Origin of the sequence: Janthinobacterium woesei (genome assembly GCF_051380875.1) — a bacterium.
GTDB lineage: Bacteria > Pseudomonadota > Gammaproteobacteria > Burkholderiales > Burkholderiaceae_D > Janthinobacterium.
Window position 1 is genome coordinate 126,788 of sequence record NZ_JBNYXW010000008.1, and the last position, 15,824, is coordinate 142,611.

The following is a 15,824-nucleotide window of genomic DNA, read 5'->3' on the forward strand; positions in this document are numbered from 1 at the left end:
GCTGCTTGACTCGCTTGACTCTATTACTCACGTTCTGCAGCGCGGCGGCCCTGGCTGCGCCGCCCGCCTTCGCCCCCGTCACTCCCCTGCCGCCCGGCCAGGCGTTGCGCCTGCCGCACGACTTTGGCGCCCACCCCGCCTACAAGACGGAATGGTGGTATGCCACGGGATGGGTAAGCACCAGCGGTGGCGAAAAACTGGGCTACCAGGTAACCTTCTTTCGCAGCGCCACGGCCACCGATGCGGATAACCCCAGCGCGTTTGCGCCCAAGCAGCTGATCATCGGCCATGCTGCCCTGTCCGACCCGAAGCTGGGCAAGCTACTGCACGATGAAAAAAGCGCGCGCGAGGGTTTCGGCCTGGCCTACGCCAAGGTCGGCGACACGGATGTGAAACTGGACGACTGGCGCATGCAGCGGCAAAACGATGGCAGCTACCGGGTCAGCCTGGCGGCGCGCGAATTCAACCTGCAGCTGAGCCTGGTACCCACGCAGCCAGTGCTGTTGCAGGGCCAGAACGGCTACTCGCGCAAGGGCGCGCGGCCCGCGCAAGCCAGTTATTACTACAGCGAGCCGCAGCTTGCTACCCGTGGCACGATCTCGCGCGCCGGCGGCAAGGCCGAAGCGGTGACGGGCACTACCTGGCTGGACCACGAATGGTCCAGCCAGGTGCTCGACGCGGACGCCAGCGGCTGGAACTGGATAGGCGCCAACCTCGACGACGGCGGCGCCCTGATGGCCTTCCAGATCCGCAGCACGACAGGTGCTAAACTATGGGCGCACGCGACATGGCGCGATGCGTCCGGTAAGATGACGCAGTTCGCGCCCGGCGACGTCGATTTCACGCCCACGCAGCTATGGCGCTCGCCCCGTACGCAGGCCCAATACCCGGTCGCCACCGAAATACGCACGGGTGCAACGCGCTGGCAGATCAAGCCTTTGCAGGCGGACCAGGAACTCGATTCGCGCCGCTCGACGGGCGCCGTGTACTGGGAAGGCGCAGTGACGGTGGAGCGCGACGGCCAGCCGGCGGGCCGCGGCTACCTGGAAATGACGGGCTATGTCCAGCCAATGAAGTTATAAGCGTCGTTTTATTAGCGTTACAAGCACTATCGAATATGTACATCAAAGCGAAAAACAATGACAACCAGCACAGAAACAAACAGCAGCAGTAATACAGCAAACTCAACACCGTCGCCCGCTACCGGCACCAGCCGCGAGCTGAAAAAAGGCAGCCTGGCCGCCTTCAAGGGCTTGATGCCTTTCCTGACGCCGTACCGCAAGCAGTTCTTCCTGGCCGGTATTGCGCTGGTGGTGGCCGCCGCCTCCACCCTGGCCATTCCTGCCGCCTTCAAGCAGATGATCGACCTGGGTTTTGGCGGCGCGGCCGGTTCCAAAAGCATCCAGCATGTGGACCTGGTGTTCCTCGCCCTGTTCGGCGTGGCCTCCATCCTGGCGCTGGCCACTGCCGCGCGCTTTTATACTGTATCGTGGCTGGGCGAGCGCGTCACTGCCGATATCCGCAGCGCCGTATACCGTCACGTCGTCACGCAAAGCCCCGAATTCTTTGAAACCACGCAGACGGGCGAAGTCCTGTCGCGCATCACCACCGACACCACCCTGATACAGGCCGTGGTCGGCACCAGCATCTCCATGGCGCTGCGCAATGTGCTGCTGTTCCTGGGCGGCCTGGTGATGCTGTTCATCACCAGCGCCAAGCTGGCGGGCATCATCATCGGCCTGTTGATCCTGGTGGTGGTGCCCATCATCGTCTTTGGCCGGCGCGTGCGCAAGCTGTCGCGCGATTCGCAGGACCGCATCGCCGATGCTTCGGCCATGGCCGGTGAAATCCTCAACGCCATGCCCACCGTGCAGGCGTTCACGCACGAGAAAATCGAATCGAAACGCTTTGGCGACTCTGTCGAAGGCGCCTTCATGACGGCCATGCGCCGCATCCGCGCCCGCGCCTTGCTGACCATGATCGCCATCTTGCTGGTCTTCGGCACCATCGTCTTCGTGCTGTGGCTGGGCGCGCGCGCCGTGCTGGAAGGCGCGATGACGGGCGGCGACCTGGGCCAATTCATCCTGTACGCATCCATCGTGGCCGGCGCCATCGGCGCCCTGTCCGAAGTGATGGGCGAAGCGCAGCGCGCCGCCGGCGCCACCGAGCGCCTGCTTGAATTGATGGCCGTCAAATCGGAAATCGAATCTCCTGCTACGCCGCTGCCGCTGCCCGCACGCGCTGCCAATGGCGCCGCCTTGACATTGGACAAGGTCATGTTCTCGTATCCCTCGCGCCCGGACACCTACGCGCTCGACCACCTCAGCCTGGATATCCGTGCCGGCGAAACGGTGGCCGTGGTGGGCTCGTCCGGCGCCGGCAAGACCACCCTCTTCCAGTTATTTTTACGTTTTTATGACCCGCAAAGCGGCAGCATCCGCCTCGATGGCGTCGATATCAAGCAGCTCGACTTGCATACCCTGCGCGACGCCATCGGCATCGTGCCGCAAGATACGGTGATCTTCTCGGCCGACGCCATGGAAAACATTCGCTACGGCCGCGCCGGCGCGAGCGATGAAGACGTCATCGCTGCTGCAAAAATGGCGGCAGCCCACGAATTTATCGAGCGCCTGCCGAATGGCTACAAGTCCTTCCTCGGCGAACGGGGCGTGCGCCTGTCCGGCGGCCAGCGCCAGCGCATCGCCATCGCCCGCGCCCTGCTGAAAAACCCGCCGCTGCTGCTGCTCGACGAAGCCACCAGTGCGCTGGATGCGGAATCGGAACGCCTGGTGCAAAAAGCACTGGAAGCGGCCATGGTGGGCCGCACCACCGTCATTATCGCGCACCGCCTGGCAACCGTGCAACGGGCCGACCGCATCATCGTCATGGAAGACGGCAAGATCGTCGAAATGGGCACGCATGCTTCGCTGGTGGCGTTGAAAGGCATCTATGCCAATCTTGCTGCACTGCAATTTCATCACGTACAGATCAACCAGGCAGAATAGGTATGAACGCACTTTTCCACGCCAACCTGGGCATCACCGATTTCTGGACCTTTTTATTGGGGACGATCTTCATCGTCATCCTGCCCGGCCCCAATTCCATGTATGTGCTGTCGGTGGCGGCGCAGCGTGGCGTGCGGCCCGCCTACCAGGGCGCCTTCGGCATTTTCGCCGGCGACCTGATATTGATGGTGCTGTCGGCCTGCGGCGTCGCCTCCCTGCTGAAAGCCAGCCCTGCCCTGTTCTATGTGGTGAAGTACATCGGCGCGGCCTACCTGGGCTGGATCGGCCTGCAGATGCTGATAGGCTGCTGGCGCAAGCTGCGCGCGCCAAATCCGGCCGAAGGCGAAGCTGCAGCGGCGCCCGTGCCAGTGAAGGAAAGCGACCCATTTCGCAAGGCGCTGATCATCAGCCTGATGAACCCGAAGGCCATCCTGTTCTTCATCTCGTTTTTCATCCAGTTCGTCGACCCGGCCTTTGCCAGGCCCGTGCTGTCATTCATCGGCCTGGGCCTGATCTGCCAGGTGATCAGTTTTACCTACCTGACGGCCATCATCTTCATGGGCGCGCGCCTGGCCGAGACCTTCCGCCGCCGTCGCCGCCTGTCGGCCGGCATGGGCGGTGGCGTGGGCGCCATGTTCATCGGCTTCGGCGCGAAACTGGCCACCGCCACACTCTGAGGAAAAACTGCCTTGACCGATACTGAACTGCGCCAGCGCTGCCACACCATCCTGCCCGGCCACCGCCAGCCCACGCCAGCGGCCACCTTCGCCGCCATGGCCGCCTGGTGCGAGACCAATCATGTTGCGCACGATACGTATGGCGAGGGCGCGCTGATCGAGCAGTTCGAGAACAAGATCGCCAGCCTGCTCGGTTTCGAGGCGGCCGTGTTCTGCATCACGGGCACCATGACGCAAGTAACCGCCCTGCGCCTGGCTTGCCAGGAGCGCGGCTCGCCGCTGGTGGCGCTGCACCCGACCTCGCACATCCTGCGCCATGAACGGGGCAACCATGCATTGCTCGGTCACTTCAAGGGCTTGATGCTGGGCGACCCGCACCGCCCGTGGACGGTGGACGACTTGCGCGCCGTGCCCGATGCGCTGGGCGCCGTGCAGCTCGAACTGCCAATGCGCGAAATCGGCGGCCAGTGCCCATCCTGGGAAGAGTTGAGCAAGATCAAGCAGCACTGCCGCGTGAACAACATTCACCTGCACATGGACGGCGCCCGCCTGTGGGAAGCGCAAGCGGGTTTCAATCAGCCTTTGCCCGCCATCTGCGACGGCTTTGATTCCGTGTATGTGTCGCTGTACAAGGGCATCGGCGGCCTCGGTGGCGCCATGCTGGCCGGCAGCGGCCAGTTTATCGAACGATCGCGCGAGTGGTTCCGCCGCCAGGGTGGCAATATCGTGCACCGCACGCCCTACGTGGTGGCCGCCGCCATGCAGTTCGATGCGCGCATCGCCGCCATGCCCCGCTATTTCGCCCGCACGCAATGGCTGTACGCGCTGCTGCGCGATTATCCGGCGATTCGCCTCAATCCCGCGCAGCCGCAAGCGAACATGCTGCATTTGCACCTGCCCGTCTCGCGCGAGCGGGCCAGCGCCATCCGCAACCAGGTGGCCGAGGAACACGGCATCTGGCTGTTCGGCCGCGCCAGCCACGCCGCCCTGCCCGGGCACAGCGTGGTGGAGTGGTATGTGGGAGATAACTTGCTGGACATGCCCGATGCGCAGGTGCGCGAAGCACTGGCGCTGCTGGTGCGGGAATTCTAGAACGAAGCCGCGAACGGCACAGAAAAAGGCGCCCGAGGGCGCCTTTCTCATTTCACGGCGGCTGGATCGGCCGCCATTACCTGCTTAGAACTTGTAGTTGTAAGCGAGACCAATCAACTGCATGCGGGTCTTGAACAGGCCCTTGGTGGTTTCACCGTTGCCGGTGCAGCCAGCCGTTACCGGCGAGCAGTCATTCTTGTAGTTGACGTCAGCATCCTTGAAGGCGATGTAGCTGTAAGCGAGGTCGATCGATGAATTGGCGTTCAGCTTCCAGTTCGCGCCGATCGAGTACTGCATGCGGTCGCTGTCCGGCAGGGCCGGGTGGCGCAGTTCGGCACTGCGCACTGGCGCCTGGTCGTGGGCGATACCGGCGCGCAGCAGCAGGCTTTCGCTGTACTTGTAGTTGGTGCCCAGCGAGACGCGGTAAGTGTCTTTCCAGTTCTGGCGGATGCGCTCGGCGCCTTCAGCCGTCGGCGGGAACTGGATGTCCAGGTTTTCCAGGCGCGAAGTGCGGCTCCAGGTGACGTCGCCCATCAAGGCCCATTTGTCATCCATTTGATGGAAGGCGTTGACCGACAGCGTTTCCGGCGTGCGCACTTCCACCAGCGCCTTGGAATTGACCTTGCCCGATGCGGCGGAAATGAAGCCATTCACGGCAGCGTTGTTCGACACTTGCGAGAAGTCCCAGATCGTGTCGCCTTTCAGCTTGTGCGAAATCGACGAACGGTAGGCAATACCGACACGCGTACCCTCATTCATCTGGTACAGATAGCCCAGGTTGAAGCCGAAGCCCCAGTCATCGCCATCCATCGAAGCGTGGCCATCCTTGGCGCCCTGCAGTGCGGCGCCAGCTGCCTGCGCCGCGGCCAGGCCCTGCGTCTTGGCGATATTGGCCAGGAAGGCTTGCGATGCGGCTGGCGCATGCTGGCCCAGGAATGCCACGGAACCGGGCACGTCGACTGCCTGGCCCAGTTCTGCCTTCATGTGTTCAGCCGTGATGCCGAAACCGAACGAGTGATGCTGGTCCAGCTTGAAGGAGACCGAAGGATTCAGGGCGATGGCTTCGAGCTTGATGTTGGTAATCGCATAGCGGCCGCTCCAGTCATTGCCGTAATCGAGCTTGGCGCCGTACGGCACGAACAGGCCCATGCCGACGGTCCATTGATCATTGACTTTCTTGCTCGCGTACAGGGCTGGCGCAAACACGGCGTCGGGCGCGTAATCCTTGGTCGTGCCGCCTGGCGTGCGGCCGGTGAAGGTCTTCGAACCCGTATCTGCGTAGGTCGAATGGGGCACCACGAGCGTGCCGCCGCCGACGAACTGCGTGCCTTCCAGGCGCGACATGCCGGCCGGATTGTAGAAAATGGTCGAAGCGTCGGCCGCTTCGGCGCCATTCGCGTCGGCCGAACCCTGGCCGGATACGGATTGCGAACCAAAACGGTAGCCCGATGCTTGCGCGGTGGAGGAAATGCCGGCGAAAGCGGCAACGATGAGGAGGGGAAGATATTTATGTTTCAAGTTAGTCTCTCTTTATTATATGCATCAAACCACTTGGCAAAACCAGCGGCGTAGCGCAGCGGTTTTGCGTTGGCGTGTTTAGTTTCTTCGGCGCAATGTCTCGGGTATCTCCAAGCGTACCCATCCTGCACTTTTCTTGCCACAGTGAACTTCCGCACCGAGGGCATGCGCGAAGCATATAATATTTTTGAAAAAAAAGCGAACGGTCGCTCTTTTTATTGGGCAGCGTTGTTTTCCGCGCTATGAACGGGGGCTATATGGCGGCAGCACGGGCGCTGGAAGTGGTATGAGAAAGCGCTTGCGCATCAGCGCCAGCATCTGGTCGGCAGGCACGGGGCGCGAGATGAAATAGCCCTGCACTTCGTTGCACTGCAGCGCGCGCAGGATGTCGAGCTGCTCGCGCGTCTCCACCCCTTCGGCCACCACGCTCATGCCCAGCGCATGCGCCATCGACAGGATGGCGCGCACGAACACCTCGCCCTGCTCCGAGCGGCCCAGCTCCATGGTGAAGGCACGGTCGATCTTCAAGCCATCCATGGCGAACTTCTGCAGCTGCGACAGCGAGGAGTAACCGGTGCCGAAATCGTCGACCAGCAGGCGCACGCCTAACGCGCGGATGGCCGACAGCTGCTCCACGGCGCGGTTCTGTTCATCCATCATGGCCGATTCGGTGATTTCCACCTCGATCAGGCGCGCATCGATGCGGTGGCGCGCCAGCGCGGACGCCAGCACCTGGTGCACGTCGCCGCGGCCGAACTGGCGCGCCGAAACGTTGATCGAGACGGGCACCAGCTCCTGGCCGGCCCCCTGCCAGTGCGCCATCTGCAGGCAGACCTTCTCGATGACGACTTCGCCGAGCTGGGAAATCAAGCCGCTACTTTCGGCCACGGGGATGAATTCCAGCGGCGGCACCATGCCGTGCTGCGGGTGGCGCCAGCGCACCAGCGCCTCCATGCTGCACAGCTGCCCGCTCATGGCGTCGACCCGTGGCTGGTAGACGACGAGGAACTGATCCTGCTCCAGCGCTGCCACCAGGCTTTGCTCCAGTTCGCGGCGGTTGCGGATGGTTTCGAACAGTTCGGGCTGGAAGAAGCGGTGGTGGCCCTTGCCTGCCACTTTCACGGCATACATGGCGATATCGGCGTTTTTCAGCAGCACGTCCGTCTCGGCGCCATCGCGCGGATACAGGCTGATGCCGATCGAGGCACCCATCTTGTGGCGTTCGCTGCCCAGGTAAAACGGCTCGTCGAAGGCGATGGCGATGCGCTGCGCCACCTGCTCGGCGCGGCTGTCGTCTTCCACCGGGTCGAGCACGACGACAAATTCATCGCCGCCCAGGCGCACCACATGGTCGCCCGGGCGCAGCACGGCTTTCAGGCGCAGGGACGCGGCGCGCAGCACCTTGTCGCCCTCGGCATGGCCCTGCGTGTCGTTGATATCCTTGAAACCATCGAGGTCGATGAACAGCAGCGCCAGCATGTGCTGCGCGATGGCGGCGCGCGCCAGCGCCTCGGGCAGGAATTGCTGCAGCCAGTAACGGTTGGGCAAGCCCGTCAAGCCATCCTCGTTGGCCAGGCGGCGCAGGTCGCGCTCGTGCTCCTTGGCCGCACTGATATCTTGCAGCGTGACGGCCAGGCGCTCGCCGCTGCGCACCAGGCGCCAGCGTATCCAGCGCAGCTTGAACGGGTTGCCATCGGGTAATTCGATCTCTTCCTCGGAAAAGCCGGAGGCCATGGCGGCGCGGTAATGATGAATCAGGTCGCGGAAATACGGCTCGTGGGCGCGCGATTGCAGCCGCATGCCCAGCAACTGTTCGCGGCGCACGCCAAAATAGCCGGCGCCCGGCTCGTTGCAGTCGACGATCTCGAAGTCCAGGATGGCGCCATCCTCGCCACGCAGGGCGGAAATGATGAAAAAGCCGTCGCTGGTGCCTTCGGTCGCCATGCGGTAGGCGTTGCGCACGCCTTCGGACTGATGGTGGCGCCAGGCCAGGCGCAGCGACAGCACGGTGGCGATGGCGGCAAAGGCCAACAGCAGCAAGGTCACAGCCAAGGCAATGCCGATATAGATGCTGCGCGTTTCCTGGTAGGGGTGCAGCATTTCACTGCAGGCCAGCCCCACTACGGCCGTAAATGGATAGCCTTTCAGCGCCTGCCAGCCCACATAGCGGTTTTGCTTGTCGGAAAAAGCCACCCTGCTGCCCGATTCGATGGCGCCGCTGTCCGTTTCCAGGAAGCTCGTGTCGAAAAACGGCGTGCCCTGGCCGTCATGTACCCCAGCAACGGGCAAGACGCGCGAGCCTACGCGCGTGCTGAACAGTTCGCCCTCTTCGCCCACCATCGCGGACATGCCGAACGTGCCAAAGTTGACGCTGTCGTAAAATTGCGAAAAATAACTGGAGTGGATGGAAATGAGCAGCACGCCATCGAAATTACCATCTTCGTCCTCCAGGCGGCGCGTGAAGTGCACCAGCGTCTCGCCCGCGCCGCCAGCAACCGGGGCCGCCTCGTTGGTCCGCCCCAGCGCGATGCGCAGGGCGCTGGAATTGCTGCGCCAGTGGCGCAGCAAAAAGTCGCTGCGCTCGTTCGTGCGCAATCGCGTCAGGGGCGCCGTGGCCGTGACGGCATGGCCCCTGCGGTCGAGGATGGCGACGATGGAAAATTGCGGTAAGGCATACATACCCTGCGCCTTCAACTGGTCCAGGCGCAGCTTGCCGCGCGCGTTTTCCCATTCATACTTGAGCTGCAGGGTCAACTGGTCCATCTGTTCGAGCGTGCGCAGCAGATACTGTCCATAGGCCTTCGACTGCGAGGCCACGCTGTCGAGCGCTTGCTGCTGCGCCACCTTCTTTTCCGCTTCCAGCTGCAGCAGGGTCGCCGTCCACAGCACGGCGCACAGGGCCAGGCACAGCACGGGCCAGGCCAGGATCAGGCGCAGATTCGCCTTGAGAAAATCGGCCCTGCTCATCTCCACCACGGCAGCGTTATTATTGTTTACAAATTGTCGCAAAAACATGGTGCAGCATCTGCCGTTTCTGTATTTCCTTAGGAACATACAAGTTACCACAGAGTCATGTTTGCATGTAAGGCAGCAGCGTAATTATGTACGCGGCCCGCATCCCGCCTGTCGCGCCTGCGTTACAATCATCATCCTTACCGTTGGAGAGTGTTACATGCAGCAATATCAAGATTTGATCAAGACCGTCCTCGAAACAGGCAGCTGGCAAGATAACCGCACGGGCATCCGCACCCTGAGCGTGCCGGGCGCCATGATGCGTTTCGACTTGGCCAACGGCAACTTCCCTGCCGTGACGACCAAGAAACTGGCTTTCAAATCCGTGATCGGCGAATTGTGCGCCTTCCTGCGCGCCTCGCGCAACGCGGCCGAGTTTCGCGCGCTGGGCTGCAAGGTATGGGACCAGAACGCCAATGAAAACGCGCAATGGCTGGCCAACCCCTACCGCGAGGGCGAGGATGACCTCGGCCCCGTGTACGGCGTGCAGTGGCGCCAATGGCCGGCCTACAAGCTGCTCGACGTTGCCCAAGGCGCGCAAATTGCCGATGCGCAAGCCAACGGTTTTACCTTGATTGCCCCCATCGTCGAAGATGGCGTGCAGAAAGTGCTGCTGTACAAGGCTGTCGACCAGTTGCGCGAGTGCCTCGACACCATCATGAGCAACCCTGGCAGCCGCCGCATCCTGTTCCACGGCTGGAACCCGGCCGTGCTGGACGCCGTCGCCCTGCCTGCCTGCCATTTGCTATACCAGTTCATCGCGAACGCCAGCACGCGCGAACTGTCGCTGTGTTTATATGTGCGCAGCAACGATATCGGTCTGGGCACGCCCTTCAACATCGCCGAAGGCGCGGCCCTGCTGCACCTGGTGGCGCGCCTGACGGGCTACACGCCGCGCTGGTTCACGTATTTCATCGGCGACGCGCACATCTATGAAAACCACCTCGACATGGTGCAGGAGCAGCTCAAACGCACGCCGTTTCCCGCGCCAAGATTTGTCATCTCCGAGCGCGTGCCCGACTACGCGCAGACGGGCAAGTACGAGCCGGAATGGCTGGCAAAGATCGAACCGTCCGACTTTAGCCTGGAAGGCTATGAGCACCACGCACCCATCAAGGCCCCGATGGCAGTCTGATGGCAGCAACACCGCTCGCCGCCCTGCACCGCAAGCTGTTTGACGAAACCGATCGGCCGAACATGGCGGCGGCGCCTGGCATTTCGAGCGCCATGCGGAACAGTTTCGTTGCATTCCAGCACGAAATCGCCGCCGTCTGACGCCTGGAATCAGCCGGCTCCGGGGCCGTCAGGGCCGCCGGGACCGCCTGGCCCACCAGGACCGCGCCCGCCCGGCGGACCGAAGCGCGGCTCGCGCTCGCCCTCTTTCGCCGCCGAGCCGGCGCCGCCGAGGCGGTACGACAGTCCCACGTACACCATGCGGCCATCGAAGCGGCGCGTGCTCGTCTCGCGCAGCGAGGCGCTGTTGATGACGGTTTCCATCTTGTTGCTGCTGAACACATCGGTCACATTCATGACCAGGCTCAATTGCGGCGTCACCGTATGGCGCAAGCTGAGGTTCAAGGTGTTGTTCGGCGAGCGGTAGCCCTGTCCCGACAGCATCTTGCCTTGCATTTGCAGGGCCAGTTGCAGCTGGTTGTCCGCGTTGAACTGGTAATTCAGGCGTGCGCGGCCGCTCAGGGCGTTGGCCGTGCGCGTGCTGCGGTTACCCAGGTCGTCAGCGCTGGTCTGCTCGCTGCGCGCCAGGTTGCCGCTGGTGTTTAAGGTCAGCGATGGCGTCAGCTTGCCGCTGACGCTGAACTCCAGGCCGCTCGAATGGCTGCCTTCGCCGTTTTCGCGCGTGGTCAGGAGCACATTGTCGCTGATGAAGTAACGGTAATCGACGATGGCATCCGTGTCGCGCCGGTGGTAGGCGCGCAAGCTGCTTTCCAGGCCGGCGATCTTCGTTTCATAGCCGATTTCGAATGAATCGGTCTGCGTGGGTTTCAGCTTGGGATTGCCGGCCGACACGTTGAATTCGTCGCGGTAGACCACGTAGGGATTCAGGTCGCCCGCGTTCGGGCGGCGGATGCGGTGCGCATAGCTGAAACGCAAATTGCTTTCGTCGCTGACCTTATAGGTGGCGAACAGGCTGGGTATGTAGTTGACGTAATTGTTGCTCGCCTCGACACCGCCCGTGATCTGGCGCACGGTCAAGTCCGTGTATTCGGCGCGCAAGCCGGCCAGCGCGCCCCAGCGCTCATTCAAACGCATCTGGTAGGAGCCGTACAGCGCAACCGTCCTCTCGTCGAGCTCGAAGCGGTTGCTACGCATGGGGTTGACGGTCTCAAGCAGGCTGCCCGGGTTGATATCCGTATACAGGGTGTCGAAGCTGCTCTGGTTGTCGGCCACCTTGTAGCCCAGCTTGGCCGTGCCGCCCGCCAGCGGACGCTCGTAGTCGCCGCTGAAGTCGACGATACGGTTGCCCGTCTCGCTGTGCTGGCGCGCGCGGCTGTCGAACGCGCTGACGGGGGCGACCGTGTAGGCGTTGGCGTAGTCGCTGTCGCTCTCATTGGCCGACGAAGACACGCGCAAGTCGATCTTCAGGGTTTCGCCCGGCAATTCGCCCTTGTGGTCGTAGCGCGCACCCCAGCTGTAGTTGCGGCTGTCGCCGTTACGCACCGTGCTGCGCACATAGTCGCCGATAGTATTGCCTAAGCTGTCGCCATTGATATAGCGGTCGACCGAGCGCTGGTCATTGCTGCGGCCGTTGTAGGACATGCTGGCGGCCAGGGTATCGCTGGCGTTCAAGTTGTAATTGACGCTGCCGTTCAAGCCCAGCGAATCATTCAAGCCATTGCTGGTGGAACTCTGGCTGCTGGGGGCAAACGCGCCCGTGTCGCGCTCGAGGCGTTCGCGGCTGACCTCGCCCACGGAATTGCGGCCATCGTGGCGGAAATTGATGCCGCCCTGGTAGCCCCATGGCCCCTCGTTGTAGGTGCCGGACACGGCCGTGTTGTAGCGCCCGGCGATGCCCGCATTCGCGTTGACGGTGGCAAAACCGCCCGGCTTGCGGTTGCGCCGCATCACCAGGTTCAAGATGGGGCCGCCACCGGCCTCGTTGCCGAACTGGGCGCCGGGATTGTTGATCACCTCGACCGATTCGATATCGTCGGCCGCCATGGCGTTCAGGGTGGCGCCGCGCGAATCGCCCTGCAACATGGCCGACGGCTTGCCGTCGATCAAGATCTGCACATTGCTGCTACCGCGCAAGGAAACGCTGCCATCGGGATCGACGGCCACCGAAGGCACGTTATTGAGTGCATCGGCCGCCGTGCCATTCGTGCTGCCCACGTCGGACTTGACGTCGTAGACCTGGCGGTCGATGCGGCCCGTGGGGCGTTCGGCCGTCACGCTGACGGAAGGCGGCGCATCGACCGCGGGCGCCTTGGCTGCATTGGCAGACGTCGGCGGCGCCGGTTTGATGACAGCGTCGCTGGCGGGTGAAGTTTGCGCCTGGGCGGCGCCGGCGACCAGCAAGCTGCCGCCCGCGAGACAATGGAATAGGATTTTATGCATTTGGCTAAAGAATAATCGAGACGCTACGGATGAGGCGCTACGCCGCAGCGTGAGGGCACATGAAAGAATGCCATGATTCTAGAGACCAAAGCAAATGCGAACCATTGTTATTTACTTCAATTTACAAATCTCTTCCCCTTGTGGCATTACAGCATCATCCTATGAGGATTAGCTACCTCAGCAAGCCATGTCCCCGCGCCAGCTTCAGCCAGCCCGGATACTCCGTCATCAGCAAATCATACAGTTCTGCATCGCTGTGCTCATCGGGCGAGCTGACGGAAAAGTAATTGGCGTTGTCGACCAGGCGCCCTTGCAGCTCGTCGAGCTTTTCCAGGAAGGGGAAGTCGGAATCGGCGAAGGCGGCCAGGAACTTGCTTTTTGACTTGCGCCCCTTGCCGATGCCCATGAATTGCCAGAAGATCGGCTCATTGCTGGCCCAGCGCAGCTGCTTCTCCGTTGTCGCCTGGTCACTGGTGCCGCCATCGGTGACGAACATCACATACACGGGCAGTTCGGCCACGATGGGACGCGTGCGCTCGCCGCCACGGGCGTCCGGGAAATAAAACGCGCGGATGGCTTGCATGGCGGCGCCATAGCGCGTGTCGCCTTCCAGCGGATGGCGCACAATCGCCTGGCCCACGTACGTATTGCAATTGCTCAGGGCCATGGGCGCCGGCTGGTGGACGTTCTTACCGAAAAGAAAAACGTCGATCTCGCCATCGTCATCGAATTTGCAGCCGAGCGCCAGGATGCGCTCGGCAAACTTCTGCACCAGGCCCTCCTTGTACAAACGCCCCATGGAGCCGGAAATATCCAGGCACAGACACACCTTGGCGCGGTGGTCAAGCAAGCCCACTTTTTGCAAGGACACGCCCGCCTGCTTGACCAGGCTCACCAGTTGCGGCGCCTCGCGTTCGACTCTTTTTTCCAGGTTGATCTTCGCTTGCCCGATAGCCGCAGCCGCCGGGGCGGCAGGAGCGGCAGGAGCGGCAGGAGCGGCTTGATCGACTTCGCCGCCGAAATGGCGCACCAGCGCGTCGAGGCCACCGTTAAAACCCTGGCCCACGGCCATGCAGCGCCAGCCGCCATCCTTGCGGTACAGCTCGGCCAGCATGACGGCTTTTTCTTGCGCGAAATCAAGGCCCGAAAAGGCGAAACGGGCCAGCTCGCGCCCCGCTGCCTGCAGGCGCACATGGCCGGACTGCAATTGCGACATCACGCCGCCGCCATCGATGGACGCCGTGACGACGAGCCGCTCGATGCTGGCCGGCAAGCGCGCCAGCTGCAAGGCGAACGTGGCCGTGTCGCCATTGTTGCCCGCGCGCGCTTCCACGCCACCACACGGCGTGCGCGGCTGGTTGAAAAAGGTCATGTAGCGCTCGTCGGACAGCTTACCGGCAGCGTCGAGGCCGAAACAGGCCACATCGAGCGCCTGCCCCTGCGCGGCGACGCCGATCTCCAGCACGCCATCGGGGACGAGGTTGGCCAGCGGCAAGCGTTGGCCCTTGGACAAGGTTTCCATCAGGCTCTCCAGCGTGTCTACGCTGCATCATGCATCATGCGTTATGCACTATGCGATGTAGCGGCGCGGGTTATCCGCATTGAAATCGTCCTCGTCTTCCTTGGCCTCGCCCTTGAAGACGACGGGACCGTTGAAAGCGAGCTGCAAGCCCTCGCCCTGCCAGCTCAGCCAGGGCGTCGCCTCGCTGCCGGGCTCGGAGGTTTTTCCCGACGGCTCCAGGGTGATGCTGTCCGGCGTGATGCGCGCCATGCCGATCACATAGGTGTAGACAGTGTCGTCTTCGGCCGCCTTGGAGAGGCGGAAATCGAACGCGCACTCGACGATCTGCTCGCCATACTGCATCACCATTTTCGGGCGCATGGAGGCCACCGGGACGGCGCCATTGGCCAGCGCCGAATACACGCTGAAGACCAGGCCCACCGTGCCGCCGTAATGTTGCGCCAGCGCAGGATTGACTTCCACCGTTTCCGTGGCCGGCTCCTTGCCCGAGGCGCCCGCCACGTCGCCCAGGTGGCGCACGAAGGGCATGGCGTCGAAGTGGCCCGGCGTATCGGGCGCCTGGATGAAGCGCATCTTGCCATTTGGCAAGAGGATGCCAACGCGCAAGTCGAGGTCGTCGTTATCGTCATCGCCATCGCCGTTATCGACCCAGGTGGCCTTGACGGTGAGCTTTTTCGGCGCGCCCGCGCCCTTCTCCAGCGACACCTTGTGCGTCTGCCCCGCCTTGGTCAGCGAGATTTTCGACAGGGAAATCTTGGGCGCGATCGGTTCGGGAACGGGTTCAGCGACTTGCGGCGCCACCTCGCCGCCAAAATGCGCCACCAGCGCGTCCAGGCCGCCATTGAAACCCTGGCCCACGGCCATGAAGCGCCAAGCGCCATCCTTGCGGTAGAACTCGCCCAGCATGACAGCCTTTTCTTGCGCAAAATCAAGGCCCGAAAAGGCAAAACGGGCCAGCTCGCGCCCGCCGTCGAGCAGGCGCACATAGCCACTGCCCAGCTGCGCCATGGTCGCCGCGCCCTCGACGGCGACCGTCACGACCAGGCGCTGTATGCTGGCGGGCAAGCGGTCGAGCTGGTAGCTGAAACCGGCAGCGTCACCGGCCGGTGCGCTGGTCTCGACGCCGCCACACGGCGTGCGCGGCTGGTTGAAGAAGGTCATGTAGCGCTCGTCGGACAATTTGCCGTTTGCATCGAGGCCGAAACAGGCAAAATCCAGCGGCACGCCGGCGCTTTTGATGCCCAGTTGCAAAGCATTGCCCGTGACGAGGCCAGACAGCGCCAGGCGTTGCCCCTTGATCAGGTTTTCCATAGGATTATTTATTCAGAGGTGAGAGCTTCAGACAACGGCGCCGGGCAAGCCGCGTCGTCCGAAGACAGTACTCCATAGCGGCATGATGCCGCCATGGGCCGTTTTCCGGAGCTC

General features: G+C 62.8%; 11 protein-coding genes. 6 read left to right on the forward strand and 5 right to left on the reverse strand.

The window, feature by feature from the left end; translation table 11 throughout:
* Positions 1 to 5 precede the first annotated feature (5 nt).
* From ACQ4W6_RS10950 to ACQ4W6_RS10965, 4 genes are read left to right on the forward strand one after another with little or no spacing between them, the layout of a single operon-like run.
* Positions 6 to 1,082: a lipocalin-like domain-containing protein gene (locus tag ACQ4W6_RS10950; protein ID WP_436567354.1), complete on the forward strand. Its 1,077-nt coding sequence runs from the start codon at positions 6 to 8 to the stop codon at positions 1,080 to 1,082.
* Positions 1,083 to 1,139: 57 nt separating this feature from the next.
* Positions 1,140 to 3,005: an ABC transporter transmembrane domain-containing protein gene (locus tag ACQ4W6_RS10955; RefSeq protein WP_436567222.1), complete on the forward strand. Its 1,866-nt coding sequence runs from the start codon at positions 1,140 to 1,142 to the stop codon at positions 3,003 to 3,005.
* 2 nt (positions 3,006 to 3,007) lie between these two features.
* Positions 3,008 to 3,682: a leucine efflux protein LeuE gene (leuE, locus tag ACQ4W6_RS10960; RefSeq protein ID WP_436567223.1), complete on the forward strand. Its 675-nt coding sequence runs from the start codon at positions 3,008 to 3,010 to the stop codon at positions 3,680 to 3,682.
* Positions 3,683 to 3,694: 12 nt separating this feature from the next.
* The gene (locus ACQ4W6_RS10965) at positions 3,695 to 4,774 is read left to right on the forward strand and encodes a threonine aldolase family protein (protein ID WP_436567224.1); all 1,080 of its coding nucleotides are present in this window, start codon (positions 3,695 to 3,697) and stop codon (positions 4,772 to 4,774) included.
* Positions 4,775 to 4,858: 84 nt separating this feature from the next.
* Here ACQ4W6_RS10965 and ACQ4W6_RS10970 read toward each other — a convergent pair whose 3' ends face one another.
* Both ACQ4W6_RS10970 and ACQ4W6_RS10975 read right to left on the reverse strand, forming a co-directional pair.
* Complete coding sequence (locus ACQ4W6_RS10970; RefSeq protein WP_436567225.1) at positions 4,859 to 6,292, reverse strand: OmpP1/FadL family transporter; 1,434 nt, start codon at positions 6,290 to 6,292, stop codon at positions 4,859 to 4,861.
* A 240-nt stretch (positions 6,293 to 6,532) separates the two neighbouring features.
* Positions 6,533 to 9,307 carry a bifunctional diguanylate cyclase/phosphodiesterase gene (locus ACQ4W6_RS10975; RefSeq protein ID WP_436567226.1) on the reverse strand — a complete coding sequence of 925 codons (2,775 nt, stop codon included), beginning with the start codon at positions 9,305 to 9,307 and terminating at the stop codon, positions 6,533 to 6,535.
* Between the two features lie 157 nt (positions 9,308 to 9,464).
* Between ACQ4W6_RS10975 and ACQ4W6_RS10980 the strand changes: the two genes are divergently transcribed.
* Both ACQ4W6_RS10980 and ACQ4W6_RS10985 read left to right on the forward strand, forming a co-directional pair.
* On the forward strand, positions 9,465 to 10,439 hold the full coding sequence (locus tag ACQ4W6_RS10980) for a thymidylate synthase (RefSeq protein WP_436567227.1): 975 nt from the start codon (positions 9,465 to 9,467) through the stop codon (positions 10,437 to 10,439).
* On the forward strand, positions 10,439 to 10,579 hold the full coding sequence (locus tag ACQ4W6_RS10985) for a hypothetical protein (RefSeq protein WP_436567228.1): 141 nt from the start codon (positions 10,439 to 10,441) through the stop codon (positions 10,577 to 10,579). The genes ACQ4W6_RS10980 and ACQ4W6_RS10985 overlap by 1 nt, the downstream gene beginning before the upstream one ends.
* Positions 10,580 to 10,588: 9 nt before the next feature.
* Here ACQ4W6_RS10985 and ACQ4W6_RS10990 read toward each other — a convergent pair whose 3' ends face one another.
* From ACQ4W6_RS10990 to ACQ4W6_RS11000, 3 genes are all read right to left on the reverse strand, one after another.
* On the reverse strand, positions 10,589 to 12,877 hold the full coding sequence (locus tag ACQ4W6_RS10990) for a TonB-dependent receptor domain-containing protein (protein WP_436567229.1): 2,289 nt from the start codon (positions 12,875 to 12,877) through the stop codon (positions 10,589 to 10,591).
* A 172-nt stretch (positions 12,878 to 13,049) separates the two neighbouring features.
* Positions 13,050 to 14,399, reverse strand: a complete 1,350-nt coding sequence (locus ACQ4W6_RS10995) for a VWA domain-containing protein (RefSeq protein ID WP_436567230.1) — start codon at positions 14,397 to 14,399, stop codon at positions 13,050 to 13,052.
* Positions 14,400 to 14,447: 48 nt separating this feature from the next.
* Positions 14,448 to 15,710: a TerD family protein gene (locus ACQ4W6_RS11000; protein ID WP_436567231.1), complete on the reverse strand. Its 1,263-nt coding sequence runs from the start codon at positions 15,708 to 15,710 to the stop codon at positions 14,448 to 14,450.
* Between the last annotated feature and the right edge of the window lie 114 nt (positions 15,711 to 15,824).